This window comes from Bradyrhizobium sp. LB14.3, from assembly GCF_040547985.1.
In the GTDB taxonomy this organism is placed as follows: domain Bacteria; phylum Pseudomonadota; class Alphaproteobacteria; order Rhizobiales; family Xanthobacteraceae; genus Bradyrhizobium.
This window is the reverse complement of record NZ_JBEPQT010000006.1, coordinates 200,949-225,006: the sequence shown is the minus strand read 5'-3', so window position 1 is coordinate 225,006 and position 24,058 is coordinate 200,949. Positions and strand designations below refer to the sequence as shown.

Here is a 24,058-nt window from a genome sequence, read left to right as displayed (position 1 = left end):
ACACGGTACCGTTAAGCTTGGAGTGGTGACAATTCATGGTGGAGCTTTCACTAGAACTTCCCGCTTTAGGCCGTCTTGGCGAACATCGTGAGCACACCGTCGGCGATGTTGATGGCAACAACCTGCGACGAGCTCAAGCCCTTCGCTTTAAGCGCAGATACTGCCGCCGGTGCCGCGTCAATGGACTTCCGAAGTGATTGCAAATCTTCTTCGCTTGTCTGCGCGACGATTTCATCGACCTTTGAGCGAACCGCAGGTTGCAATTGCTTGATGTCGACTACCTGTATGCTTCGAATGACCGTGTCGGACTGAGCGGGCGGTTCCTGCGCTCTGGGTTGCGGGGACGCTCCTTGAGCCTGCACGAAAGCGGTCATCCCAAGCGAGAGTGCTGCAATAATGACGGATGCAGTAACGATGCGCATGGTTATTCCTTTCCTCAGTTTGGGAACCAAACGCACTATCCACGAACTTTGGTTAGCGTTGGATTCTCTCGTGGCCGTTCGGTGAAACCAATGCGGCAGTAACAGTTCCCCGGCCCACAATGACGTGCGGGCAGAAAAGTTTGGCGGATAGGCGAGCGACTTCCGCTGCGGCCTAAGCAGAAGAACGTAACAACCACTCATGTCGGCTATTGAGGGCGGAAGCTGGCGAACATCGCGCCAGGCTGCGTCGACCGCTTCTGGCCCATCACGTTGGCTGGCACAGCGCAGCGACATGTCCGGAGCGAGAGGTACAGCGGAAGTCGTCCCACTCGGGTCCGACCGCCACCTTTGACCCAGATCCGACAATAGTTTGGCTCGAGGGATGGCTGATGCAGGTAAATCCCGCTGACACTTGGCGGTAGGGCTAGCGAATCAGATTCTTTTGGCGCGCGACAGATCTTTGATGTAGGTTGTTTATTCAGCCGCGAGCGGGCAGTGCCGAAGGCCCGTTTATTTTCAGCGGCATGTTGCCCACGGCGGGGTATATGGTCTTTGTTGAGCCCGAAATAAATCTTGCGCTTTAGTGACCTGAACATTCCCCGACAGGAGGAAGTCACCATGCATTCTGTATGACGGGGCAATACACACCAAAATCCCTCAACAGCATTATGGACAAGCCTGGGACCAATCGCGTGGAAGCGGCCAACAACCTCATCGAAGCCGCCGGCGGGAAACTGCTCTCAATGGATAGCACCGCTTCCGAAGGTCCGGGCGTCCTGGTGATTTTTGATGTGCCCGATCCCAGTGCGGCACCGGCCATTTCCGGTACCGTGGTGGCATCCGTCGCCATCCACAATGTAAACCTCATCAGGCTTTGGACGCAGGACGAAATTGCCAAGGTCCGCCAAACTGTAAGTCAGCTTCGGGGCAAGTACTCCCAGCCTGGCAGTTGAGGGAGATACACGACGCCGCAGGAGCGCGCCGATTGCCGCCTCGGTCCCGTTAAGTAGCATTTGAAGTAGCATTTGCCGATTCAGAACAGATATTTTTGATGAGGTCATCATGCCGGAGACATTTGAACTATTGCTGTGGTGTGCCGCGCTTGCGACGTGGCTGATGCTTCTCTTCGCGATCGTGAGCGAGGCACTCAAGCCGCTATCAAAGAGCATCCGCCGACTGATCGAGGAGGCTTTCAAGGTCAAAGTGAAGTGATCGGGCTACATTCTTCGGTCGAAACTGAAGCGGCCCGCCCCAGTGACGAAGATCAACATCGCGCCTCCCATGATCGAGATGTTCTTCAGAAAATGATTGTATTGACCAATCTGCTGCGCACCGGCCGGATACTCCCAGTAGCGGTGTGCAATAGCAGTTGCCACCAGCACGAACATAAATGTCAGCACTGCGCAGAAGCGCGTTCCGATGCCCAATACCAAACTAACGGATATCAATATTTCCAGTGCGATGTTGGTCGCCGTGAACAGCTCGGGTGCTGGAAGGTTCAGCGACCTGGAGTAGCCGACGGAGCCGCTGAAGTTGAATATTGCTCCGTAGGCGCTTCCGACGAACACCCACGCAAATAGGATGCGACCGACCAAGATCAGTGCATCGGCTTTACTTGTGGCGAACTCATCTACCGGCCGTGAGTAAAAATTGGATTTCATTGGCAAAGCCTCCGTTGTTGTCCAACACGGCTGAAAACGTTTACGGCTGAGAGTAACCTATCACGAATAGCGGAACGGCATGAAGCGGCTCTACCAGCTCTTCGGAGCACTGCAACCGCTTCGTCGTTCGTCTGCCAATGGCCGTCAGCGAACGTCCGGGCGGTTGGCCGCCTCTTGTTTTCGGACATGTCGCCTAATGGCCCTTCGCGTCGGTTGGCGCAGTGCAGCGACAGGTCCGGACTCAGGGGCTAGACCGGACGTCTCGAAGGCAGGGATTGAGCGACATGAATGGCCCAAGGCCGCCATGCAACCCTGACGGCTTAACGACGCCTTTCAATGGCAAACCGGATGCGACGAACCTATGAGCCCGCTCCCTAGATCACCCCTGCCAGCCGCAGCGCCACGCCCGCAGCGCAGCTGCCGGCGAGCACCGTGAGCATGCCCAGCTTGAACCGGAAGAGCGCGGTCGCGGCCGCGACCGACAGCACGAGCGCGGGGATGTCGACGCTCGTCAGCACCGGCATGTCGAAGGCAAACGGGAAGGTGTGCACCGGCACGGTCTCGCGGAACAGTGTGTGCAGCGCGAACCAGATCGAGAGGTTGAGGATCACGCCGACGACGGCGGCCGTGATCGCGCTGAGCGCGCCGGCAAGCCCGGTGTTACCGCGCAGCCGCTCGATGTAGGGGGCGCCGACGAAGATCCAGAGGAAGCACGGCGTAAAAGTGACCCAGGTCGCGAGCAATCCGCCCAACGTAGCCGCGAGCATCGGCGACAGGCCGCTCGGATCGCGGTAGGCCGCCATGAAGCCGACGAACTGGAGCACCATGATCAGCGGGCCCGGCGTGGTCTCGGCCATGCCGAGACCGTCCAGCATCTCGTGCGGTTTCAGCCAGTGATAATGCTCGACCGCCTGCTGGGCGACATAAGCCAGCACCGCATACGCGCCGCCGAAGGTGACAAGCGCCATTTTTGAGAAGAACAGCGCGATGTGGCTGAAGACGTTGTCTGGTCCAACAGCGAGCAGCAGCGCGATTACCGGCACCAGCCAGAGCGCCAGCCACAGCGCACCGACGCGAATCGTGCGGGCGGTGTCGGGTCGGACGTGATCGGGCACGGCTCCGCCGAGCATGCTGTCGACCAAGGCGCTGCTGCCGCCAGGGCCGTGACCGGCCGCAGCGAATTCCGGACGGCCCTGCCTGGCGCCGACATAGCCAATGATGCCGGCGGCAATGATGATGATGGGGAAGGGGACCGCGAAAAAGAAGATTGCGACGAAGGCAATCGCGGCGAGCGCAATCATGATGCGGTTCTTCAAGGCGCGCTTGCCGACGCGCACCACGGCCTCGACGACGATGGCGAGCACGGCGGCTTTCAGCCCGAAGAACAGCGCCTCGACGAAGCTGACATTGCCGTAGGCGGCGTAGACGTAGCTCAGGCCTATGATGGCGATGATGCCGGGCAGGATGAACAGCCCGCCCGCCATCAGCCCGCCGGCGGTGCGATGCATCAGCCAGCCGATATAGGTTGCGAGCTGCTGCGCTTCGGGGCCCGGCAGCAGCATGCAGTAGTTCAGCGCGTGCAGGAAGCGGCCTTCGGAGATCCAGTTCTTTTCCTCGACCAGGATGCGGTGCATCACCGCGATCTGGCCCGCGGGCCCGCCAAAGCTCAGGCAGGCGACGCGGAGCCAGACGCGAAAGGCTTCGCCGAAGCTGATGCCGTGACCGGCATCAGCTCCTGTTTCGATAGTACGGCTATCCATTACGCCTTCACCTTGTTGGTCGGCCAGTTGTGGGTCTCAGCCGTGGCATCGCGGCACCAGCGGTAGAACGCGTCGTAGAGCAGCATGCCGGCCTCGAGCTGTTCGAGATCGTCGTCGTACATCCGCGACAGCCCGAGCGATGCCGCGAGCAGGCCGGGGGCCTCCGGTGCGAGGTCGGGCCGCGCCGTGTCGGCGCCGCGCACCAGCGTTGCCAGGCGAAGCAGAGCCGGTGCCGCGATCCCGAATTCCTCGATCATCACGTCGAAGGTGCAGAGCTCGCCGCGGTGGCTCCAGAACACGTTCTCGATGTCGAAGGGGGCTGCCTTGAATCGCTCGCCGACGGCGACCACTTCGGGGGGTGCCACGAACAAGAATACCGCGTTGGGATCGACGAAGCGGCGGATCAGCCAAGGGCAGGCGATGCGGTCGACCTTGGGCCGCGCACGAGTCACCCAGACGGTGCGTCCCTTGGCGTCGCGCGGCGGCAGCTTGCTTGTGTCGAGCAGCGGCAGCTTTGCCTCCTTCCAGCCCTCGAAGCCGCCTTCCAGCGTCTCGGCCTGGACCCCAAGCTGCCTGAGCCAGGCCGCCGTGCCCTGCGCGAGCTTTCCGCCGCGCAGGCAGGAGACGATCGCGGTGCGGCCAGCGAATTCGCCGCCCCATTCCGCAACATTGTCGTGGCTGAGCTTGATCGAACCCGGGATCAGCCGCCGGTCGGCGGCAAAATCCTCGTCGGTGCGCACGTCGATCAGGACCGGGGCATTTGCCGTGCCGATCAGCCGTGCCAGTTTTTCAGATGATATCGTCGTGTAGGAAGACATGATGCGCCCTCGTAAAAAACAACGGGACGCGATACTTGGGCATGTCGCCTCGTGGGGAGATCGCTCAAATCCCCATGGACTTCATTACACCGAAACCGCGCCGACCTGTCAATCGGCCCGTTTTCGCCAATTTTGCCGGGAAGACCCGCAGGTCTATATTGCGGGTCAACGGACCGGACCTTATCGGAGAACTCTCGATGCATTCCCATTCCATCGAACAATGGACCCATGACCACGCCTTTCTGGGCGACAAGCACGACGAGAACGAGCGGCGCACCTGGCTGGTTGTCGTCCTGACGCTGGTCATGATGGTCGGCGAGATCGTCGCCGGCTCGCTGTTCGGCTCGATGGCGCTGCTCGCCGACGGTTGGCACATGGGGACGCACGCGGCCGCGCTGGGGATTGCCGCGTTCGCGTATCGCTTCGCGCGGCGGCACCTCGGGAATTCGCATTTCACCTTCGGTACCGGCAAGTTCGGCGATCTCGCCGCCTTCGCCAGCGCGATCATTTTGGGTTTGATCGCGGTCGAGATCGCCTATGAGAGCGTGCTGCGACTGTTCACGCCGGTGCCGATCGTCTATGGCGAGGCGATTGCGGTCGCCGCCCTCGGCCTTTGCGTCAACCTCGCCAGTGCGTGGCTCTTGCGCGACAGCCACGATCACCACCATCACGGCCATGCGCATGATGACCATGAGCATCATGATCACGGCCACGATCATGATCATCATGACCGCCACCACCACCGCGACAACAATCTCCGCGCCGCCTACGTCCACGTCATGGCGGATGCGGCGACCTCGGTGCTGGCGATCGCCGCGCTCGTGGTCGCCATGTATTCGGGATGGGTCTGGGCCGATCCGGCCGTCGGCCTGATCGGCAGTGCCGTGATCGCAAGCTGGGCGTTCGGCCTGATCAAGACATCCGGCGCGGTGCTGCTCGACGTGCGCGCCGACGAGAAGCTCGAGCGCACCATCCGCGCGCGAATGGAAGTCGCCGACGACCGCGTCACCGATTTGCATCTGTGGCAGGTCGGTCCCGGCCATTGCGCGGTGCTGCTCTCGGTGGTGTCGGACGCGCCACAGCAGCCGGCCGTCTACAAGCGCCGGCTCGCCGGCCTGAAGGGGCTGAGCCACGTCACGATCGAGGTTGAGACCTGCTCGCATTGACGATGGCTTGGCGGGAATTCTGCGTACGGGCCGGGGTTGATCCTCGGTCACAGCCGACATGGCTGCTAGGGAGGAACGAATGATGCCAAGGATCAAGCTCGCTCTCGCCATCGCCGCACTGGCTCTGTCCGGTCATGCGGCGCTGGCGCAGTCGGAAAAGACCGGTGTCGAAAAGCTCTACGTCCTCAATTGCGGGGAAGGCACCGCCGGCGACATCTCGCGCTGGACGCCCGGCCTGAACGAGGGCAAGACGATGGACTTCGTCGATAGCTGCTATCTCATCAAGCACACCAAGGGCTGGTTCCTGTGGGACACCGGCATCGCCGACGCAGTCGCGGCGATGCCAAATGGCTTGCCGCCCGCCGATCCCAAGGCCGTGACCTGGCGGCGGCCGAAGACGCTTGCCGCCCAGCTCGACCAGCTCGGCGTCAAGCCCGCTGACGTCAAGGTGATGGCCGTCTCGCACACCCATCCCGACCACACCGGCAATGTCGAGCTGTTTCCGCAGGCGACGCTCTACGTGCAGAGGACCGAATATGATTGGCCCGGCGCCAACAACGAGCCGCGCTTCAAGCCGTCGCATCCGGTCGAGCTGCTTGCGGGCGACAAGGACGTGTTCGGCGACGGCAGCGTGACCATCCTGTCGACGCCTGGCCATACGCCGGGACACCAGTCGCTGCTGGTGAAGTTGCCGAAGACCGGCGCGGTGGTGCTGTCCGGCGATGCGGTGCACTTCAAGGATAATTGGGACAACCGCCGCGTGCCCAGCATGAACGCCAACAAGGACCAGAGCGCGGCCTCGATGCAGAAGATCGCCGACACGCTCGGCAAGGAGAAGGCGCAGCTCTGGATCAACCACGACAAGGCTCAGCGCGACAGCCAGAAGATGGCGCCGGAGTTTTACGACTAGCTTCCCGCAATGCCTTGTTGCCACTACGGTGGCAGCAGGGACGTGCTAGCGCCCTCAACAAGCTCCGCAACGGGAGACGTTTGTGGGAGAATGGGCCGGGGTCGCGATCGCGCTGGTGTCGAGCAGCCTCGGCGGCACGGCCGCGGCGATCACCCGCTATCTCGTTGGTGGCGCCGATCCGATCTTGCTCGCAATCCTGCGCTGGGGGATCGGCTTTCTTTGCCTTCTTCCATGTGCGCTGATGCTCGGCGTGCGCTGGCCGCAGCGGTCCGACTGGCCGGCCGTGACGCTGCTCGGCAGCTGCTTCTTCGGGCTGTTCTTCATCCTCTACAACATCGCGGTGTCCTACACGACCGCGGCGCGGGCCAGCCTCGCTCTCGCGACGCTGCCGCTCCACACCATGGTGGTCGGCGCGATCCTCGGCGTCGAGCGGCTGACGGCGCGCAAGATCACGGGCGTCGGCATCGCCGTGCTCGGTGTGGCGGCGGCGCTGGCCGCGGGCCTGGCGCAGAGCCCGCCGGGCGCGTGGCGTGGCGAGCTGATCATGACCGGCGCCGTGTTCTGCATGGCGTTCTACAACGTGCTGTCGCGGCCGCTGATGCAGCGCTCGAGCCCACTCGGCTTTCTCACCGTCGGCATGGGCGCGGGCGCCGCCGTGCTGGTGCTGGTGGGTTTCGTAAAGGGCAGCTTTGCCGCGCTTGATCACTTCACGATGGGGCAGTGGATCGCCGGCATCTATCTCGGCATCGGCGGCGGCGCGCTCGCCTTCATCCTCTGGGTCATGGCGCTGGCGCGCGCGACGCCGACCCGCGTCGCCAATACGATGACGGTCAATCCGATCGCCGCCACCTTGCTCGCCGCGCTGCTGATCGGCGAGCCGATCACACCCAATCTACTGATCGGGCTGGTTGCGGTGTTCGCCGGCATCTGGATCGCGACCAGCGATGCCAAGGCGGCTTAGCTCCGCGGTGCGGTCACGGCGGGCGGACCTGCTTCGGGCGCCTTCTTCGGCTTCAGGGAGCCGGCATAGAACGAGATCAGCCACACAAGAATGATGGCGAGGAGATAGACACCCCAAGCCTGCGGCGGCGTGGTCGCCCAACGCAAGAGGCCTTTGAATGTGCGGGGCGGGCTTGTGTCTTCGGTCATGCTTCGCTTGTGCGCGAAAGCTCCGGCCCGGTCAATCCGGCCGCGGTTGCGCGCGGATCATGAACAGCGCGGCCAGCGCCGAGAGGCTGAGGGCCGACGAGACGATCAGCACCTTGGTGCCCATGACGTCGATGAGCAGGCCGAAGGCCAGCGGCGCCACGGCCTGCGCCATCCGTGCCGGCGCGCCGATGATGCCGAGGCGATAGCCAAAATCCTTCGGGCCGAAGATCGACAGCGGTAGCGTGCCGCGCGCGATCGTCAAAATGCCGTTGCCCGAGCCGTGGAGCAGTGCAAACGCGCTCGCTGCGGGAGCGCCGAAGATGGCGAGAACGGCCGCGCCGAGCGGATGGGTGAGGCAGGCGAGCCGAGTCGACCACAGCGGATGGAAGCGACTGAGAAAACCCGCTTCGAGAATGCGCGCGGCCACCTGTGCGGGGCCGATCAGCGCGCCGGCCGCGATCGCCTCGACATGCGTCGCGCCCGTTGCCTCCAGCAGGCGCGGGAAATGGACGGCCATCGCGCCGGTGACGGTCCAGACCGCCGCGAAGACGAAGGCGAGCAGCACCATGGTGCGGTTGAGCGGCAGATGCGGCTTCTCGGCCGTCGCCGCGGCCTGCCTGGCGCCCTTGATCGCCGGCAGCATGAAGAAGTTGAGCGGCAATCCGATCAGGATATTGGCGGCCGCCCAGGCAAAGCAGGTCTCTCGCCACCCGAAATGCAACAGCCCCCACGCGGTAAGCGGCCAGCCGACGGTCGATGCAAAGCCCGCCATCAGCGTGATGCCGGTGATGGACCTGCGCGCCTCGGTGCCGTAGATGCGGCCGAGCGCGGCGAAGGCGGCGTCATAAAGTCCCATCGCCATGCCGATGCCGAGCACGAGCCAGGCAATCGCCATCACCGCCACCGAGTGCGAGAGGCCCAGCAGGACGAGGCCGGCGGCGATCGTCAGGTTCGAAACCGAGAGCACTTGCCGGCCGCCGACGAGATCGATCTGTCGCCCGATGCGCGGGCCGAGCATCGCCGAGATCACCAGCGAGGCCGAGAACGCGCCAAAGATCCAGTTGGAGGAGACGCCGAGGTCGCGCGCCATGGGATCGGCGAGCAGCGCCGGCAGATAGTAGCTGGAAGCCCAGGCCAGGGTCTGTGTGGTGCCGAGCGCCAGGATGATCGGAAGCTGGCGCTGGCTCATGTCCCTGTATGTCTTGTCAGCAGTGTCATCGATTCCATTTGCAGCCGGCGACGAGAGCGCGTCAACAGCGTCCGTGACATATTCGATCTGCTGTGGACGGGAGCCTTCATTGCACGCGTTCGCGCGGCCTTTCGCTCGTCACGAATGCACGCCATAATGGCGTATGCAATTGACCTCGCGCCTCGACCTGATGAACTGGCTGGCCGGCCAGGGACTTACCGGCCTGCCCGAAACCGATCTGTTGCGCGGCTTCTGCGAGCGCTGCCGCGCCGAAGGGCTGGAACTTTCGCGCGGGCTCGTCGTGATCGACACGCTGCATCCGATCTACGAGGGGCGCGGCTTCCGCTGGAGCGACCGTCCGAGCAACGAGAGCGATGCGTTCGAATACGGATCGACCGCCGAAGGCGACGCGGCCAAGAGCTGGCGCCGCTCGGTGTTCTTCCACATGCTCGAGCATGGCGACGACGAGAGGGTGATCGACCTCGCCGACGCGCCGTCGATGGATTTTTCCCAGATCGGCGAGCTCGCCGAGGACGGCCACCGGCACTACCTAGCTTTCGTGCATCGCTTCGGCGAGAATGGCGCGCTTGGCCTGATGGACTGCCTCTATTCCTGCTGGACCACGCGCCGCGACAGCGGCTTCGCCGAAGGCGAGCTCGAGGCTCTGCGCGATCTCGTGCCGGTGCTGGGGCTCGCGATCAAATCGGCGCAGCAGGTCGACATCGCGCGCACGCTCGGCCGCGTCTATCTCGGCCGCGATGCCTCCGAGCAGGTGCTGCGCGGGCGAATCTCGCGCGGCGTCACCGAGCGCATCAACGCCGTGCTCTGGTATTCGGATCTGCGTGGATCGACCGGGATCAGCGAGAGCATCGGCCCCGACGAGATCATCCCGTTCCTCAACGACTATGCGCAGGCCGTGATCGACGCGATCCACGACGCCGGCGGCGACGTCTTGAAGCTGATCGGCGATGGCGTGCTCGCGATGTTCACCGGCGAGGACATGGCGGATGCCCGCCGCGCCGCGCTACGCGCCGAGCATTTGTTCCGCAAGAACGTCGCCGCGTTGAACGTGCGGCGGGAGGCCGATGGCCGTCCCACCACGTCCGCCTATATCGGCCTGCATGTCGGCGAGGTCTTTTACGGCAATATCGGCAGCGAGGACCGGCTTGATTTCACCGTGGTCGGTCCCACCGTGAACGAGGTCAGTCGCATCGCCTCGATGAGCCGTTCGGTCGATCGCGAACTGCTGGCGTCGGCGGAATTCTACAAGGGCCTCGACGCCGCCGGCCGCCGCTACCTCGTCTCCACCGGGCGTTACGCGCTACGTGGCATCGGCCGCGCGCAGGATCTCTACACGCTCGATCCGGAGGTGGACGCGAGCGAGCCGGTGACGGGGAGCTACGAGCGGTATCTGACGAACTAGGCTGGCTGCTCCAGCACACGCGGCGGCGCTAACACCGCGCCGCCGCCTCATCGCCCACCATTTCCGGCTGCCTATCCAGCGTCACCGCGGGCGAGAGCCAAATGACCAGCGCCTGCACGCCGAACACGGCCGCCGCGAGATAGAGGCACGCTTCCGCGCTCCAGAGGCCGCCGACGATCGCACCCAGCGCCGAGCCGACCGGGCGGGCGCCGTAGCTCATGATGTTGATGGCGGAAACGCGGCCCAAGAGGCGTGGCGGGGTCACGGACTGCCGCAGCGTCGTGGTCGAGATCACCCACAGGATCGGCCCGACGCCGAGCAGGAAGAAGCTCAAACCCGCGAGCCAGGGCGAGGGGACCAGCACCGTCAGCGCCATCACCACCGCGGCGACGAAGCCGGTAACGGGGCCGAGGCCGACGACCGTGCCGAACGCGATGCGCTTCATCACACGCGTGGCGAACAGCGCGCCGATCACCATGCCGACACCGTACATCGTCAGCACGGCGCCGACCCCGGCCGCCGTCAGGCCGAGGTGGCGCACGGCGTAGGGCACGAACACCGCGATCTGCAGGAACCATCCGGTGTTGAAGATGAACTGGGTGATGAAGACCGGCCGCAGCAGCGGATGGTGAAACACGAAGGCCGCGCCTTCGCGGATGTCCTGGAGCGGATGCCGCCGTGGAGCCGGCGTGCGTGCGGGCTCGTAGATGCCGGAGAGCAGCACGACGGCGATGACCGAGAGAGCCGCGGCGAAGCCGAAGGCCGGACTAGCGCCCCACCATCCCACCAGTACGCCACCGAGCGCGGGGCCGCAGGCGAAGGCGATGGTGCGTGCGAGCTCGATGCGGGCATTGGCGGCCGGCAAGAGGTCAGAATTCACCAGCGAGGGGACCAATGCCGGCGCGGCGACGCTGTAAACGACGGTGCCGCACACGGCGGCAAAGCCGAGCAGCGCCAGCAGCGACAGATTGAGGGCGCCGAGCGCGAGCAGGAGCACGATCGTCGCAAGGGCAGCAGCCCGCAGCGCCTCGGCCCCAGCCATCAGCGAACGGCGGGAGATGCGGTCAGCGAGCAGGCCGGCTGGAATGGCGAAGAGGACGAAAGGCAGGGTCAGTGCAGTCTGCAACAGGCCGGTCTGGCCCTCGGCCACGCCGAGCGTCAGCACCGCGACGATAGGAGCCGCGGCCAGCGCGATCTGTTCGGCCGACTGTGCCGCCAGGTTGGACCAGGCGAGGTGGTTGAATGTCTCGGGGAGGCGCGGGGGATTTGACATGGCTCATTTCCTGCAAAGTCGAGTTGGCGCCAGTATTGGCGTCCGAGGACGGCCAAACCCACCCGCTTCCCGACATGGGCGACAAGGAGCGGCTGCCGGGGGAACCCATGCGGCTAGATGCAGTTGCAAATTAGTTGCAATAAGGCTCGGCTTCGGTATTCTCTACCCATGGATGCTCGCTCTCCCGATCTGACCCGAGACGCCGCCGGCTGGCGCTCCGACGCGCCTGTTACCAAGAGCCTGGCCGAGGTGAATGCCACGGTCGCAATCCCCATCGCGGGTGCGTGGTGGCGGCGCCTGCTCGCCTTCGTCGGCCCGGGCTATCTGGTCTCGGTGGGCTACATGGACCCCGGCAATTGGGCGACCGACCTCGCCGGCGGGTCCAAGTTCGGCTACACGCTGCTCTCCGTCATCCTGCTCTCGAATTTGATGGCGATCCTGCTCCAGGCGCTGGCGGCACGGCTCGGCATCGTCACCGACCGCGACCTCGCGCAGGCCTGCCGCGCGACCTATTCGCCGGCGGTGAACTTCATGCTGTGGCTCGCCTGCGAGGCGGCGATCATCGCCTGCGATCTCGCGGAGGTCATCGGCACGGCGATCGCCCTCAAACTCCTGTTCGGCATTCCCCTGATCGGCGGCGCGCTGATTGCCGCGCTGGATGCCTTCCTGCTTCTGGTCTTGATGAATCGCGGCTTCCGCTTCCTGGAGGCCTTCGTCATCGCAATGCTCGTTGTGATCGCAGTCTGCTTCACGGTCCAGCTTGCCGCGGCAGCACCGCCGGTTGCCGAGATGCTGAGGGGATTTGTGCCGAAGACCGAGATCTTCACCAATCCTGAAATGCTCTACATCGCGATCGGCATCATCGGCGCGACGGTGATGCCGCATAATCTCTATCTGCACTCGTCGATCGTGCAGACGCGCGCCTATGAGCGCAACGACACGGGCCGGCGCGAGGCGATCAAATGGGCGACGACAGATTCGACCATCGCCCTGATGCTGGCGCTGTTCATCAATGCTGCGATCCTCGTCGTGGCTGCCGCAACCTTCCACAAGAGCGGCCACTCTGACGTCGCCGAGATCGGCCAGGCCTTCGAGCTGCTGTCGCCGCTGCTCGGTCTCGGCATCGCCTCGACGCTGTTCGCGGTGGCGCTGCTCGCCTCGGGCCTGAATTCAACGGTCACAGCGACGCTCGCCGGCCAGATCGTGATGGAAGGCTTTCTCGATTTGCGCCTGCCAAGCTGGGCGCGGCGCCTGCTGACGCGCGGCATCGCCATCATTCCGGTGATCGTGGTCACCGCGATCTATGGCGAGCGCGGCACGGCTGATCTGCTGGTCTTCAGCCAGGTCGTGCTGTCGATGCAATTGCCCTTCGCCGTCATCCCGCTGGTCCGCTTCGTCTCCGACCGCCGCAAGATGGGCAAGTTCGCCATACCGGTGTGGGTGGCGGCGATCGCGTGGATCGTCGCGGGCATCATCGTGGTTTTGAACTTGAAGCTGCTCGTGGATTCGCTGTTCGGATCGTGACTGTTGCGCGCCACTGCGCATCAAATGCCGAAGCTGCAATCACGCATTTGTCTTTCGGCAAACCGACCGTGCGCAGACTAGACCCGGCGTCGCGGCTGATAAGGACTGAGGGGATTTACGTCGAGATCTACAACCTTCACACATTGTTGGCGCTCGCGATGGCTTGAGCCCGCGTGCCATTCCCCGCTTTGAAGCTCGACCCCCGTCATCTCCGCCAGCCTAAAGCACTTCCATTCCCCTCCGGGCGGCAAGCCTTTGCTGGAACTGCCGGCAAACTGAAAGGCGAGCGTGCGTTCCTGGCCATCGGTATGGCCCAATATTGCGGGGCAAATTGCGCGCGGGTGGCCTTGATAGAAACAGAGCACCTGTTGGCGCTCGACCATGCCCCGCGCGATCAGATCATAGGTGCTCGACAAGGAAACCTCCGGAGCTGGTCCCATTCTCGCAGGTTACAAGCTGCCCGGCTTATGAGATCGGCGCGCCGATCAATCCTGCGGCTCGGACGCCGCATCGCCCTGCGCGTCGATGCGCAGCCAGCCTGACGGCGCGAGGCGCTGCTGCGGCAGGAAGCGGGCCTTGTAGTCCATCTTCTTCGAGCCTTCGATCCAGTAGCCGAGATAGACGTAAGGAAGGCCCTGACGTCGGGCACGGGCGATGTGGTCGAGGATCATGAATGTGCCCATCGAGCGGCTGACTTCGCCGGGCTCGAAGAACGAATAAACCATCGACAGGCCGTCGCTGAGCACGTCGGTCAGCGCGACCGCGATCAGCTCCTCGCCGCGGCCGGTGATGCCGCTGTCGGGACCGCGCCTGCGGTACTCGATGATGCGGGTTTCGACGTGGCTGTCCTCGACCATCATGGCGTAGTCGAGCACGGTCATGTCGGCCATGCCGCCATGGCGGTGACGGGAATCGAGATAGGCGCGGAACACCGAATATTGCTCGGAGGTCGGCACCGCGCTGCGCTGCTCGCCGATGATGTCGGCGTTACGCGCGATCACCTTGCGGAAATTGCGGGAGGGGCGGAACTCGTTGGCGATCACTCGGACCGAGACGCAGGCGCGGCACTGGTCGCAGGCCGGCCGGTAGGCGATCGACTGGCTGCGACGGAAACCGCCATGGGTCAGGAGGTCGTTGAGGTCGCCGGCGCGCTCACCCACGAGGTGCGTAAACACCTTGCGCTCGTGCCGGCCCGGCAGATAGGGGCAGGGGGAGGGCGCCGTGAGGTAAAATTGGGGGGTGTCGCGCGAGTGCTGGGTCAAGGGACGTCGTGGGCCTCCAAAATACGTATCAGCATCGCGCTACCAAAGCCCCTGGTCAATCGGTCAACTCGGCAGGTCAGATGGGTCAGCATAGCGGGTCCAGGTTGATAGGTTCTTGATCAGTAGGTCCTTGATCAAAAGGTCGTTGTTTGGTAGGTCCGCGCGCCCTGCGGCACCGGCGCGCGAACGGAATTGTTGATCACGACCGTTCCCAGCACGAAATCCTGCAGCAAGCGCCTGCGGCCGTTGAACAGCCCAACCAGCACCACGAAGGGCGACAGGAACGAGACCGTCACCCAGAACAGCACGGCGTGGGTGGCGCCGAGCACGAAATAGCCCGGCGCGCCGTACCAGGTGCGCAGCTCCAGATCCATCAGGCGCATGCCGATCGTCGCGGACGACGGACCGCCGATACAGGCGCCGTAATAGACGATGGCCCAGATCACGGAAGCCGGCCAGGCCAGCCAGAACAGCGCCCAGCCGATGCCGAGTGTGACCACGCCGAATACCGCGATGAAGAGGTAGCCGAGGATCACCGGCACCGAGATCACGACCATGTCGATCAGGAAGGCGAACACCCGCCGCGTCGCAACGCCGCGGAACAGTTCCGGGTGCAGATAGGGATCGTAGGCGTGCGGCTGCGCTCCGCCGTCATTGCGCCAGGCGTTGCCCGAATCCGAATAAGACATGACCGTCCTCCCAAGGGAAAACTCCCGTGGCAGGAGATGGGAACAGGCCGTCCGTGTGCCAAGGGCGCGCTGGCGTTAACAAGCCGAAATATTCCGGCGATTCGGGGGCGGTGGGGCGAGTTGCGAACGCTACAAACCCGGGTCGACCCGCGTGCCTTACCCCTGCGCCCGCAGCTTCTCCGCCACCTTCGGTGCAAAGTAGCTCAGCACGCCATCGGCGCCGGCGCGCTTGAACGCCAACAAGCTCTCCATCATGGCGCGGTCGCCGTCGAGCCAGCCGTTGTTCGCGGCGGCCGCGATCATCGCGTATTCGCCGGAGACCTGGTAGGCGAAGGTCGGCATGGCGAACGTGTCCTTCACGCGGCGGACCACGTCGAGATAGGGCATGCCGGGCTTCACCATCACCATGTCGGCGCCCTCGGCGATGTCGAGCTCGACCTCGCGTAGCGCTTCATCCGTGTTGGCGCTGTCCATCTGATAGGTGCGCTTGTCGCCGGTGAGCGTCTTGGCCGAACCGATGGCGTCGCGGAACGGGCCGTAGAAGGCGGAGGCGTATTTTGCGGCATAGGCCATGATCTGCACGTCGAGCAGACCGGTGCGATCCAGGCCCTCGCGGATCGCGGCGACGCGGCCGTCCATCATGTCGGAGGGCGCAATGATGTCGCAGCCGGCTTCGGCCTGCACCAGGGCCTGGCGCACCAGCACGGCGACCGTCTCGTCGTTCAAAATCTTGCCGTCGGAGATCAGGCCGTCATGGCCGTGGCTGGTGAAGGGATCGAGCGCAACGTCGCAGAGAATGCCGATCTCCGGAAACTCCTTCTTGATCGCGCGCACCGCCTGGCAGACCAGATTGTTCGGGTTGGTGGCCTCCGAGCCTTCCTCGTCGCGCAAGGCTGGGTCGGTGTAGGGAAACAGCGCGAGGCAGGGGATGGTGAGCTTCATCGCGCGCTCGGCCTCGCGCACGGCCTGATCGACGCTAAGACGCTCGACGCCCGGCATCGAGGCGATCTGCTCGCGCTTGTTGTTGCCGTCAATCAAAAACAGCGGCCAGATCAAATCGTCGGTGGTGAGGACGTTCTCGCGCACCATGCGCCGGGCCCATTCGGCCTTGCGGTTGCGGCGCGGCCGGACGGTCAGATCGAGGGCAGGGGAGGCGCCAGCGCCATCCCGGCGCGAAACCTCGCGCAATTCGATCGGACGTCCGTATTTGATCGCCATCATTCTTCCTCCGGCTGGAATTATTCTTATACCAGTTCGCATGGTTCCCGTCACCGCGGCTTGACCTGCCGCAAGGCAGAATTGAAGACTTGGGCAGCCGATTGATTTTGCGGGGCAAAGCAGCCAGAAGGGGCCATGTCCGAGATCTCCACCCGCGATGCGGCCCGCGACAGCGCCAGGGACGCCCTCCGAGACAACGCCAGAGACAACGCAATGTCGGTGGCGGCGATCTCGTCGGAGCGTGCCGAGTCCGACGACAATGTCTGGACGCGCCGGCTCGTGCTGTTCCTGCGGGTGATGGCGCTGCTCTCGATCCTGAAAGGTCTCTATCACTGGGCCCAGGTCACCGGCTTCGTCGGCGGCGAGGACGAGGCGTTCGAGAACCAGTCGATGGCCTGGCAGGCCGCCACCGTTTATTTCGCCGTGATCGAGCTCGTTGCCGCGGTTGGTCTCTGGCTCGCCACACCCTGGGGCGCGGTGGTGTGGCTGACGACCGTGGTGTCGATGGCGGTGATCGAGCTGATGTTCCCCGGCATTTACGGCGGCAGCCTGGTCGTGGTCGGGGTCGAAGCCTTCATGCTGGCCGCCTATCTCGCGCTCGCCTGGATGGCCGCACGCGAACGGCCGCCATAGGCGAAGCTTTCGACACACCAATATTCTCGTGCCCCGGACGCAGCGCAGCGCGCCGCACTTGCGGCGTGGTGCGCTGCTGAGCCGGGGCCCATCTCTCCACGATCCATGCCTTGGCTATCTGGGTCCCGGATCTGCGCTTCGCTTGTCCGGGACACGAGAGTGTCGCGCTTGGTTGACCGTTGGTTGCCTAAAATTCGAGGTAACTTTTCGTTGACTCCGTGCATTCCGCCACAGCTCTTACGAGCCCGTTTCGAAACGGGGCGAGGCTGTTCTGGAATGCGACAATCGGGGCGGACGGAGGGTGAACAGGGCCTTGCGAGAGTCAACAGACGGTTGCGGAAAGTGCTTGTGGCACAGGCTTAATCCGCAATTCACTGTCTTAAATTCATGATCTCTTTATTCTCTTATTTAAGCCGATCTTCAAACGAGCCCCTTAAGTTGCACCTATCAGACGGAGCACAAGTTTCGTCGAATGAGTGTCGATAAAAACGACAACAGGGGAAGTGTCATGATGAAAGCCGTCGCAACTGCGGCAGATACCGCAGAGCGCGTCTCCGGCCAGCAGGGTTCGGTGCAGACGCTCTATCTGGAAGCTTTGACTCTGGTGGAGCGGCTGCATCGCCGGCTGCTCGACGTCATCAAGGACGAGTTCGATCGCCGCGGCCGCGCGGACATCAATTCGGTGCAGGCGCTCCTGCTCTACAACATCGGCGACAAGGAGCTGACCGCGGGCGAACTGCGCACGCGCGGTTATTACCTCGGCTCCAACGTCTCCTACAATCTGAAGAAGCTCGTCGAGCTCGGCTTCCTCGATCACCAGCGCTCGCGCGTTGATCGCCGCTCGGTGCGCATCCGCCTGACGCCGCAGGGCCAGGAAGTTCGCCGCATCGTCGACTCTCTCTACCAGAAGCACGTCAAGACGGTGGAGCAGGTCGGTGGCATCTCCGGTGAGGAGTTCTCGACCCTCAACAAGTCGCTGCACCGCCTCGAGCGGTTCTGGACCGACCAGATCCTGTATCGTCTCTGAGTTCGTTCGACGAGACTTGGCCAAGCCGGCCCCACAACAAGACCGGCAAGCCTCCCGAACGTGCCTGAACTTCCCCAAGCGCATCGGCCCGGCTCTCTGTCCGGACCGGTGCGTTTTGTCATTTCGCGGTTGCGAAAAAAATCGCTAACCGGTGGGAACGAGTTCCCGGTTCCGCGCTTATCCTCTTCGGATCGGAGGCTGATGATGCTGGTCGAGCGTGGCGTGGGGGCGAACGTGGAACTCGTGAGCGAGGCCTATGCCATCGCCGCGAACTATCTTCGCCGCTCCGGCGCGATCCGCGACACCCTCGTCACCGACGAACGCCTGCTCGAGATCGTCATCAAACTGCTCCAGCACGGCGAATTCAACAAGATCAGGCTGGCCAACAAGGCCATCGCCAGGTTTGAAGCGCAGTCCGAGGCCAAAGCGGTTGCCTGATCACGACTCCCAACATGTCGAAGAACCAGAGGATGCCATGGAAGCTGCCATCGACCGCATCATGCAGACCTATGACCTGCTCGCCAACCGCAGCTCTGCGGCGAGCGCGGAGGCGAGGGCCAAGGTCACGAACTATCTCAATACGTTGATGGAAGCCGGCGAGAAGGACACCCACAGGTTGACGGTGTGCGGCCTGACCTACCTGCGCCAGCTCGACGGCAGTGTGGACCCGGTGAAGGCGGGGTATACCGGACTGTGACGGGGTACTCGTGTCGGGGTAGCCCTAGGGCGCCCCGGCCTTGCGGTTCCAGTTTTCTCCCGAGACGGATTGCCGGATGGGGAAAACTCCGGTCATTCGACTTTTAGCTGATCGAAGTGGACCACCATTAGTTGTAATTGAAACCTATTGCCTCGGGCCGGCAGACACGACGGGCCAAATTCAAATGAATTTCAGGCGAGATAATCTCGCCGTGCGCAAGAGGCGGAACCGCAAGGGCTCGCGCTTACGTTCGCGCGCCCCACGAATGGGGGGCGGCAAACTATGTCGAGTGATGACGCGACTCGTTTTGTCAAAGTTGAATTTTCGCGCTTCAAGGCATTCAAGAGGTTCAGTCTTTCGCTTCGGCATTTTAATATTTTGGTGGGCCCGAACAATGCAGGAAAATCGACCGTCTTAGCTGCATTTCGCATTCTCGCAGCAGGCATGAGGCGGGCCTATAACAGGAAGTCGTATGTAATTAACGGTCCGATGGGAATGGGACCGACCCACGGCTATCAAATAGACTTACGCAGCATTTCCGTTGCAGAGGAGAACTTATTTTACAACTACGACGATTCCGAATCGGCGACGGTAAATTCACGCTCTCAAATTCAAATGAATTGATCCTCTATTTTCCAGAGCAAGGTATTTGCTATCTGATCGCAAACTCGGACGGCCGTTCGAATTTTACGCCTTCAACCTTTAGGTCACATTTCAACTGCAGGATCGGCTTCGTTCCGATACTAGGGCCGCTTGAACACAACGAAAATCTGTACGAGCCTGAAGCAGCAAGGCTAGCGCTTTTCAACTATCGAGCTGCGCGCAACTTCCGAAATATTTGGCATCACTTTCCCGAAAAGTTCGATGAATTTCAGGCCGCGCTAGTTCGTACGTGGCCAGGAATGGACGTCGAGCGTCCGACGATCGACATGTCTCATGGCAAGCCGCGCTTGCACATGTTCTGCCCAGAGGAGCGGATACCTCGTGAGATATTCTGGGCTGGTTTCGGATTTCAAGTGTGGTGCCAAATGCTCACGCACATAATCCAGTCGCGCGACACCGCGCTTTTTCTCATAGATGAGCCGGACATCTATCTTCATTCGGAGTTGCAACGCCAACTAATCGGGCTTCTGCGCGAGATGGGGCCAGACATACTCCTCGCTACGCATTCTACGGAGATAATTACTGAGGCTGAAACTGACGATATTGTGCTGATCAACAAACAAAGAACGAGTGGTCGCAGGATCAAGCAGCCTTCGCAGCTGGAAGAAGTTTTCTCCATCCTTGGCTCAAACTTGAATCCGATACTCACACAGCTCGCAAAATCGCGCCGAGTTGTATTCGTCGAAGGCCAGGACTTTCAGCTCTTGTCAAAGTTTGCACTGAAACTCGACTATTCTATCGTGGGAAATCGAAGCCACTTTGCTGTTGTTCCGGTCGAAGGCTTCAATCCTGAAAGGATTAGAAGCTTAAAAGCCGGAATGGAAACTACACTTGGTGGCTCGATTCTTGCTGCGGCGATTCTCGACAAGGACTACCGGAGTGACCCTGAGCGAAAGGCCATCAAGGAGGACTGTGAGAAGTTTTGTGCGTTGGTTACCATTCATCACAGCAAGGAGATCGAGAATTTTGTGCTGGTTCCAGCCGCCATCGATCGAGCCGTGCTGCGTAAGAGAGTTGATCGGGCACGAAGGTCGGGAAAGACTGAGAAGATTAGACCCGAGCCGATCGCTGAACAGCTTCTCGAAGAGTTTGCAAAGCAAAAAAAGAGCTATGTCCAGGCGCAATATCTGGCTACCCGCCGGGCATTCGAGCGCCAACAGACGACTGGAGTGCATGAGGCTACATTCAGTCAGGCGATTTTGGAGGAATTTGAGGATCTCTGGCGAACCCCTGAGAGCCGTTTAGCGATCGTCCCCGGTAAAGAAGCGCTAAGTGCTCTAAATTCCCGCCTTCAAAGCGATTTCAGCGTCAACGTGACGCCCACTTCGATCGTCGACGCTATGACTTCGGGCGAAATTCCTAAGGAAGTCAGGCTGCTAATCGCAGATTTAGAGGTGTTTTCCGCAAAAACCATTGTCGATGGAGACTAGAGACTTTCAAGAATGTCTTGATGGTGGGGTCGTACCTCCAATTTTCCATTTCCCACCATATCTGGCATAAATCCGGTCCCCGACCCGCAAACCCTTGGCCGGGGGCGGGCGATGTGGTAGATCGCGCTCGCCGCTTCCGATCGCCACACCAGACCCGCCCGTAGCCCGCCAAAAGGCTGCGGCGGTGGAGATATTCGCAAGATGACCTTCGCCAAGACCGCCTCCGCCCCCGATTCGTTTTTCACCGCCTCGCTCGATCAGGCCGACCCGGAAATCGCAGCCGCCATCAAGGGCGAGCTCGGCCGGCAGCGCCATGAGGTCGAGCTGATCGCCTCCGAGAATATCGTCAGCCGCGCCGTGCTGGAAGCGCAGGGTTCGGTGATGACCAACAAATACGCGGAAGGTTATCCCGGCGCGCGCTATTACGGCGGTTGTGAGTGGGTCGACGTCGCCGAGAATCTCGCGATTGATCGCGCCAAGAAGCTGTTCGGCGCCGGCTTTGCCAACGTGCAACCCAATTCCGGCAGCCAGATGAACCAGGCGGTGTTTTTGGCGCTGCTCCAGCCCGGCGACACCTTCATGGGCCTCGATCTTGCGGCCGGCGGTCATCTCACCCACGGCTCGCCCGTCAACATGAGCGGCAAGTGGTTCAAGGCGGCGCACTACACCGTGCGCCGTGAGGACCAGATCATCGACATGGACGCGGTCGCCAAGCAGGCCGAAGAGGTCAAGCCGAAGCTGATCGTCGCCGGCGGCTCGGCCTATTCGCGCGCCTGGGACTTCAAGCGTTTCCGCGAGATCGCGGACAGCGTCGGCGCGTACCTGTTGGTCGACATGGCGCACTTCGCGGGCCTCGTGGCCGGCGGCGTGCATGCCTCACCCGTGCCGCATGCCCACATCACCACCACCACGACGCACAAGTCGCTGCGCGGTCCGCGCGGCGGGCTGATGCTGTGGAATGACGAGGCGCTGACCAAGAAGCTCAATTCGGCGATCTTCCCGGGTCTTCAGGGCGGACCGCTGATGCACGTGATCGCGGCGAAGGCGGTGGCCTTCGGCGAGGCGCTGCGTCCGGACTTCAAGGTCTATGCGAAGAACGTCGTCGAGAACGCCAAGGCGCTGGCCGAAACCCTCAAGGGCCACGGGTTCGACATTGTCTCCGGCGGCACCGATAACCATCTGATGCTCGTTGACCTCCGGCCGAAGGGCCTGAAGGGCAACGTCTCGGAGAAGGCGCTGGTCCGCGCCGCCATCACTTGCAACAAGAACGGCATTCCCTTCGACCCCGCGTCGCCGTTTGTCACCTCCGGTATTCGGCTGGGCACGCCGGCGGCAACCACGCGCGGCTTCGGCGTCGCTGAATTCCAGCAGGTCGGCAGCATGATCGTCGAAGTCCTGAACGCGATCGCGCAGTCCGACGACGGCAAGGCGCCGCTGGTGGAAGCCGCGATCAAGGAACGGGTCAAGGCGCTCACCGACCGGTTTCCGATCTACCAGTAAGGTTGGGTTAAACGGATGCGCTGCCCGAACTGCAACAGTCTCGATACGCAGGTAAAGGACTCGCGTCCGACCGAGGACTCGTCCGTGATCCGCAGGCGGCGCGTTTGCGTCGCCTGCAATTTTCGCTTCACCACTTTCGAGCGCGTGCAGCTGCGCGAACTCACGGTGATCAAGCGCAACGGACGCCGCGTGCCGTTCGACCGCGACAAGCTGATGCGATCGGTGTCGATCTCCTTGCGCAAGCGGCAGGTCGAGCCGGAGCGGGTCGAGAAGATGGTCTCCACCATCGTGCGCGAGCTCGAGACCGGGGGCGAGGCCGAAATCTCCTCCGAGGTGATCGGCGAGACCGTGATGGAGCATCTGCGCACGCTCGACGACGTCGCCTATGTGCGCTTCGCCTCGGTCTACCGCAATTTCCGCGAGGCCAAGGATTTCGCCGACGTGCTCGGCGAGCTCTCCGGTGAGGAGCAAGCGCGGCTCGCCGCGATCCGCAAATGATCTTCCGAATCCTGGAGGATCAATTTGCACAGAAGGCCCGCGAGTCCAGGGATACCGATCGGCGCTTCATGGCGCTGGCCCTGGCGCTCGGCCGGCGCGGGCAGGGGCGTACCTGGCCCAATCCGGCCGTCGGCGCCGTCATTGTCAAGGACGGCGTCATCGTCGGCCGCGGCTGGACCCAGCCTGGCGGACGGCCGCATGGCGAGCCTGAAGCGCTGCAGCGTGCGGGCGAGGCCGCGCGCGGCGCCACGATCTACGTCACGCTGGAGCCGTGCTCGCATTTCGGCAAGTCGCCGCCCTGCGCTGACGCGGTGATCGCCGCCGGCATCAAGCGGGTGGTGTCCGCGATCGAGGATCCCAATCCGGAAGTCGCCGGCCAAGGCCACGCCCGCCTGCGTGCTGCCGGCATCACGGTGGATGTGGGTCCTTGTGCGGTGGAGGCCGCCTTCGACCACGCCGGGCATTTTCGCCGTATCCGGGATCGCCGCCCACATGTGATCCTGAAGCTCGCGGTCTCGCCCGACGGCAAGATCGGCGCGGCCGGGGGCAAGCCGGTTGCGATCACCGGCGAGGCGGCGCGCAACCGCGTGCATCTGTTGCGCGCGCAGAGCGACGCCATCCTCATCGGCATCGGCACGGTGCTGGCGGACGATCCCGAGCTTAACTGCCGCCTGCCGGGCATGGCGGCGCGCTCGCCGGTGCGCGTGGTGCTCGATCGGAGCCTGCGCATTCCCGGCGCGAGCAAGCTCGTCGGCTCTGCGCGCGAGACACCGCTGTGGGTGGTGGGTTCTGAGCTCGCGGAGGCTGCGGCCGCCACGCGGCTCGGCGCCGCCGGTGCGCAGGTGATCCGCATATCGCCGGGCAACGCATCCGGGCTCGATCTTGCGGCCGTGCTGCAGGCGCTGGCCGAGAAGGGCATCACGCGGTTGATGGTCGAGGGCGGCAGCCGCGTTGCGGCGTCCTTCGTCACGGCCGGCCTCGCCGACGAGATATGGCTGTTCCGCGGCGCGGAAGCGGTGGGCGCCGACGGGGTGGATGCGCTCGATGCATTGCCCCTGTCGAAAATCACGCAGTCGCAGGCCTACAAGGTTCATGCTAGCGAGACATTCGAGCACGATACTCTCACCGTCTACGAGCGCGCATAAC

The 24,058-nt window shown here is 63.0% G+C and carries 27 protein-coding genes; 16 read left to right on the top strand and 11 right to left on the bottom strand.

Going from position 1 to position 24,058, the window contains the following annotated elements:
- Window positions 1–65: 65 nt before the first annotated feature.
- The gene (locus ABIB00_RS15340; protein ID WP_354104924.1) at window positions 66–422 is read right to left on the bottom strand and encodes a hypothetical protein; all 357 of its coding nucleotides are present in this window, start codon (window positions 420–422) and stop codon (window positions 66–68) included.
- A 629-nt stretch (window positions 423–1,051) separates the two neighbouring features.
- Between ABIB00_RS15340 and ABIB00_RS15335 the strand changes: the two genes are divergently transcribed.
- A complete protein-coding gene (locus ABIB00_RS15335) occupies window positions 1,052–1,375 on the top strand; it encodes a GYD domain-containing protein (protein WP_354104923.1) in 324 nt (107 codons plus the stop codon).
- 109 nt (window positions 1,376–1,484) lie between these two features.
- A complete protein-coding gene (locus tag ABIB00_RS15330; RefSeq protein ID WP_247349445.1) occupies window positions 1,485–1,634 on the top strand; it encodes a hypothetical protein in 150 nt (49 codons plus the stop codon).
- Between the two features lie 5 nt (window positions 1,635–1,639).
- Here ABIB00_RS15330 and ABIB00_RS15325 read toward each other — a convergent pair whose 3' ends face one another.
- The 3 genes from ABIB00_RS15325 to ABIB00_RS15315 form a co-directional block, all read right to left on the bottom strand.
- Window positions 1,640–2,083, bottom strand: a complete 444-nt coding sequence (locus tag ABIB00_RS15325) for a DoxX family protein (RefSeq protein ID WP_354104922.1) — start codon at window positions 2,081–2,083, stop codon at window positions 1,640–1,642.
- Between the two features lie 374 nt (window positions 2,084–2,457).
- Window positions 2,458–3,843, bottom strand: coding sequence for a chromate efflux transporter (gene chrA / locus ABIB00_RS15320; protein WP_354104921.1), 1,386 nt, complete (start codon window positions 3,841–3,843; stop codon window positions 2,458–2,460).
- Window positions 3,843–4,661, bottom strand: coding sequence for a chromate resistance protein ChrB domain-containing protein (locus ABIB00_RS15315; RefSeq protein ID WP_247349442.1), 819 nt, complete (start codon window positions 4,659–4,661; stop codon window positions 3,843–3,845). Before ABIB00_RS15315 ends, chrA begins: the two co-directional genes overlap by 1 nt.
- 197 nt (window positions 4,662–4,858) lie before the next feature.
- Here ABIB00_RS15315 and dmeF point away from each other — a divergent pair, with 197 nt between their 5' ends.
- The 3 genes from dmeF (at window position 4,859) to ABIB00_RS15300 (ending at window position 7,698) form a co-directional block, all read left to right on the top strand.
- Complete coding sequence (dmeF, locus tag ABIB00_RS15310; RefSeq protein WP_354104920.1) at window positions 4,859–5,827, top strand: CDF family Co(II)/Ni(II) efflux transporter DmeF; 969 nt, start codon at window positions 4,859–4,861, stop codon at window positions 5,825–5,827.
- 79 nt (window positions 5,828–5,906) lie between these two features.
- Complete coding sequence (locus ABIB00_RS15305) at window positions 5,907–6,737, top strand: N-acyl homoserine lactonase family protein (RefSeq protein WP_354104919.1); 831 nt, start codon at window positions 5,907–5,909, stop codon at window positions 6,735–6,737.
- 82 nt (window positions 6,738–6,819) lie between these two features.
- Window positions 6,820–7,698 carry a DMT family transporter gene (locus tag ABIB00_RS15300; protein ID WP_354104918.1) on the top strand — a complete coding sequence of 293 codons (879 nt, stop codon included), beginning with the start codon at window positions 6,820–6,822 and terminating at the stop codon, window positions 7,696–7,698.
- Here the strand turns inward: ABIB00_RS15300 and ABIB00_RS15295 are convergent.
- Complete coding sequence (locus ABIB00_RS15295) at window positions 7,695–7,886, bottom strand: hypothetical protein (RefSeq protein ID WP_354104917.1); 192 nt, start codon at window positions 7,884–7,886, stop codon at window positions 7,695–7,697. The genes ABIB00_RS15300 and ABIB00_RS15295 overlap by 4 nt on opposite strands.
- 31 nt (window positions 7,887–7,917) lie before the next feature.
- Window positions 7,918–9,075, bottom strand: coding sequence for an MFS transporter (locus ABIB00_RS15290; protein WP_354104916.1), 1,158 nt, complete (start codon window positions 9,073–9,075; stop codon window positions 7,918–7,920).
- A gap of 163 nt (window positions 9,076–9,238) precedes the next feature.
- On the opposite strand from ABIB00_RS15290, the gene ABIB00_RS15285 reads away from it, so the two are divergent.
- The gene (locus ABIB00_RS15285; protein ID WP_354104915.1) at window positions 9,239–10,498 is read left to right on the top strand and encodes an adenylate/guanylate cyclase domain-containing protein; all 1,260 of its coding nucleotides are present in this window, start codon (window positions 9,239–9,241) and stop codon (window positions 10,496–10,498) included.
- Between the two features lie 28 nt (window positions 10,499–10,526).
- Here the strand turns inward: ABIB00_RS15285 and ABIB00_RS15280 are convergent, their stop codons facing one another.
- Entirely contained in the window at window positions 10,527–11,771 is a 1,245-nt protein-coding gene (locus ABIB00_RS15280) for an MFS transporter (RefSeq protein ID WP_354104914.1), read from the bottom strand.
- 168 nt (window positions 11,772–11,939) lie between these two features.
- On the opposite strand from ABIB00_RS15280, the gene ABIB00_RS15275 reads away from it, so the two are divergent.
- Entirely contained in the window at window positions 11,940–13,295 is a 1,356-nt protein-coding gene (locus tag ABIB00_RS15275; RefSeq protein ID WP_247349433.1) for an Nramp family divalent metal transporter, read from the top strand.
- Between the two features lie 77 nt (window positions 13,296–13,372).
- Here the strand turns inward: ABIB00_RS15275 and ABIB00_RS15270 are convergent, their stop codons facing one another.
- From ABIB00_RS15270 to hemB, 4 genes are all read right to left on the bottom strand, one after another.
- The gene (locus ABIB00_RS15270; RefSeq protein WP_247444270.1) at window positions 13,373–13,711 is read right to left on the bottom strand and encodes a hypothetical protein; all 339 of its coding nucleotides are present in this window, start codon (window positions 13,709–13,711) and stop codon (window positions 13,373–13,375) included.
- A 69-nt stretch (window positions 13,712–13,780) separates the two neighbouring features.
- Window positions 13,781–14,557 (bottom strand): arginyltransferase, encoded by a 777-nt coding sequence (locus tag ABIB00_RS15265; RefSeq protein ID WP_247349430.1) that lies wholly within the window; start codon window positions 14,555–14,557, stop codon window positions 13,781–13,783.
- 134 nt (window positions 14,558–14,691) lie between these two features.
- Entirely contained in the window at window positions 14,692–15,246 is a 555-nt protein-coding gene (locus ABIB00_RS15260) for an RDD family protein (RefSeq protein ID WP_354104913.1), read from the bottom strand.
- A gap of 156 nt (window positions 15,247–15,402) precedes the next feature.
- The gene (gene hemB, locus ABIB00_RS15255; protein WP_247444352.1) at window positions 15,403–16,464 is read right to left on the bottom strand and encodes a porphobilinogen synthase; all 1,062 of its coding nucleotides are present in this window, start codon (window positions 16,462–16,464) and stop codon (window positions 15,403–15,405) included.
- Between the two features lie 135 nt (window positions 16,465–16,599).
- Here hemB and ABIB00_RS15250 point away from each other — a divergent pair, with 135 nt between their 5' ends.
- The 9 genes from ABIB00_RS15250 to ribD all read left to right on the top strand — a co-directional run bounded on the left by ABIB00_RS15250 (window position 16,600) and on the right by ribD (window position 24,057).
- Complete coding sequence (locus tag ABIB00_RS15250) at window positions 16,600–17,097, top strand: DUF6163 family protein (protein WP_247349428.1); 498 nt, start codon at window positions 16,600–16,602, stop codon at window positions 17,095–17,097.
- 508 nt (window positions 17,098–17,605) lie between these two features.
- Window positions 17,606–18,124: a transcriptional regulator LdtR gene (gene ldtR / locus ABIB00_RS15245; protein ID WP_007603420.1), complete on the top strand. Its 519-nt coding sequence runs from the start codon at window positions 17,606–17,608 to the stop codon at window positions 18,122–18,124.
- 204 nt (window positions 18,125–18,328) lie between these two features.
- A complete protein-coding gene (locus tag ABIB00_RS15240) occupies window positions 18,329–18,562 on the top strand; it encodes a hypothetical protein (protein ID WP_354051695.1) in 234 nt (77 codons plus the stop codon).
- Between the two features lie 37 nt (window positions 18,563–18,599).
- The gene (locus ABIB00_RS15235) at window positions 18,600–18,821 is read left to right on the top strand and encodes a hypothetical protein (protein ID WP_247349426.1); all 222 of its coding nucleotides are present in this window, start codon (window positions 18,600–18,602) and stop codon (window positions 18,819–18,821) included.
- 282 nt (window positions 18,822–19,103) lie between these two features.
- A complete protein-coding gene (locus tag ABIB00_RS15230; protein ID WP_354104912.1) occupies window positions 19,104–19,445 on the top strand; it encodes an AAA family ATPase in 342 nt (113 codons plus the stop codon).
- Window positions 19,442–20,914: an AAA family ATPase gene (locus tag ABIB00_RS15225; protein WP_354104911.1), complete on the top strand. Its 1,473-nt coding sequence runs from the start codon at window positions 19,442–19,444 to the stop codon at window positions 20,912–20,914. The genes ABIB00_RS15230 and ABIB00_RS15225 overlap by 4 nt, the downstream gene beginning before the upstream one ends.
- Window positions 20,915–21,115: 201 nt before the next feature.
- Window positions 21,116–22,414, top strand: coding sequence for a serine hydroxymethyltransferase (gene glyA / locus ABIB00_RS15220; protein WP_247349425.1), 1,299 nt, complete (start codon window positions 21,116–21,118; stop codon window positions 22,412–22,414).
- 15 nt (window positions 22,415–22,429) lie between these two features.
- Window positions 22,430–22,912 carry a transcriptional regulator NrdR gene (gene nrdR / locus ABIB00_RS15215; protein WP_247349424.1) on the top strand — a complete coding sequence of 161 codons (483 nt, stop codon included), beginning with the start codon at window positions 22,430–22,432 and terminating at the stop codon, window positions 22,910–22,912.
- Complete coding sequence (gene ribD, locus ABIB00_RS15210; RefSeq protein WP_354104910.1) at window positions 22,909–24,057, top strand: bifunctional diaminohydroxyphosphoribosylaminopyrimidine deaminase/5-amino-6-(5-phosphoribosylamino)uracil reductase RibD; 1,149 nt, start codon at window positions 22,909–22,911, stop codon at window positions 24,055–24,057. The genes nrdR and ribD overlap by 4 nt, the downstream gene beginning before the upstream one ends.
- Window position 24,058 lies beyond the last annotated feature (1 nt).

Excerpts from the sequence above, each read along its gene's own strand:
- nrdR (WP_247349424.1), top strand. The coding sequence starts at position 22,430 with ATGCGCTGCCCGAACTGCAACAGTCTCGATACGCAGGTAAAGGACTCG.
- ABIB00_RS15230 (WP_354104912.1), top strand. The coding sequence starts at position 19,104 with ATGTCGAGTGATGACGCGACTCGTTTTGTCAAAGTTGAATTTTCGCGC.
- ABIB00_RS15315 (WP_247349442.1), bottom strand. The coding sequence starts at position 4,661 with ATGTCTTCCTACACGACGATATCATCTGAAAAACTGGCACGGCTGATC.
- ABIB00_RS15295 (WP_354104917.1), bottom strand. The coding sequence starts at position 7,886 with ATGACCGAAGACACAAGCCCGCCCCGCACATTCAAAGGCCTCTTGCGT.
- ABIB00_RS15335 (WP_354104923.1), top strand. The coding sequence starts at position 1,052 with ATGACGGGGCAATACACACCAAAATCCCTCAACAGCATTATGGACAAG.
- ABIB00_RS15330 (WP_247349445.1), top strand. The coding sequence starts at position 1,485 with ATGCCGGAGACATTTGAACTATTGCTGTGGTGTGCCGCGCTTGCGACG.
- ABIB00_RS15260 (WP_354104913.1), bottom strand. The coding sequence starts at position 15,246 with ATGTCTTATTCGGATTCGGGCAACGCCTGGCGCAATGACGGCGGAGCG.
- ABIB00_RS15250 (WP_247349428.1), top strand. The coding sequence starts at position 16,600 with ATGTCCGAGATCTCCACCCGCGATGCGGCCCGCGACAGCGCCAGGGAC.
- ABIB00_RS15285 (WP_354104915.1), top strand. The coding sequence starts at position 9,239 with ATGCAATTGACCTCGCGCCTCGACCTGATGAACTGGCTGGCCGGCCAG.
- ABIB00_RS15275 (WP_247349433.1), top strand. The coding sequence starts at position 11,940 with ATGGATGCTCGCTCTCCCGATCTGACCCGAGACGCCGCCGGCTGGCGC.
- dmeF (WP_354104920.1), top strand. The coding sequence starts at position 4,859 with ATGCATTCCCATTCCATCGAACAATGGACCCATGACCACGCCTTTCTG.
- chrA (WP_354104921.1), bottom strand. The coding sequence starts at position 3,843 with ATGGATAGCCGTACTATCGAAACAGGAGCTGATGCCGGTCACGGCATC.
- ribD (WP_354104910.1), top strand. The coding sequence starts at position 22,909 with ATGATCTTCCGAATCCTGGAGGATCAATTTGCACAGAAGGCCCGCGAG.
- hemB (WP_247444352.1), bottom strand. The coding sequence starts at position 16,464 with ATGGCGATCAAATACGGACGTCCGATCGAATTGCGCGAGGTTTCGCGC.
- ldtR (WP_007603420.1), top strand. The coding sequence starts at position 17,606 with ATGATGAAAGCCGTCGCAACTGCGGCAGATACCGCAGAGCGCGTCTCC.
- ABIB00_RS15290 (WP_354104916.1), bottom strand. The coding sequence starts at position 9,075 with ATGAGCCAGCGCCAGCTTCCGATCATCCTGGCGCTCGGCACCACACAG.
- glyA (WP_247349425.1), top strand. The coding sequence starts at position 21,116 with ATGACCTTCGCCAAGACCGCCTCCGCCCCCGATTCGTTTTTCACCGCC.
- ABIB00_RS15235 (WP_247349426.1), top strand. The coding sequence starts at position 18,600 with ATGGAAGCTGCCATCGACCGCATCATGCAGACCTATGACCTGCTCGCC.
- ABIB00_RS15340 (WP_354104924.1), bottom strand. The coding sequence starts at position 422 with ATGCGCATCGTTACTGCATCCGTCATTATTGCAGCACTCTCGCTTGGG.
- ABIB00_RS15305 (WP_354104919.1), top strand. The coding sequence starts at position 5,907 with ATGATGCCAAGGATCAAGCTCGCTCTCGCCATCGCCGCACTGGCTCTG.
- ABIB00_RS15240 (WP_354051695.1), top strand. The coding sequence starts at position 18,329 with ATGCTGGTCGAGCGTGGCGTGGGGGCGAACGTGGAACTCGTGAGCGAG.
- ABIB00_RS15280 (WP_354104914.1), bottom strand. The coding sequence starts at position 11,771 with ATGTCAAATCCCCCGCGCCTCCCCGAGACATTCAACCACCTCGCCTGG.
- ABIB00_RS15325 (WP_354104922.1), bottom strand. The coding sequence starts at position 2,083 with ATGAAATCCAATTTTTACTCACGGCCGGTAGATGAGTTCGCCACAAGT.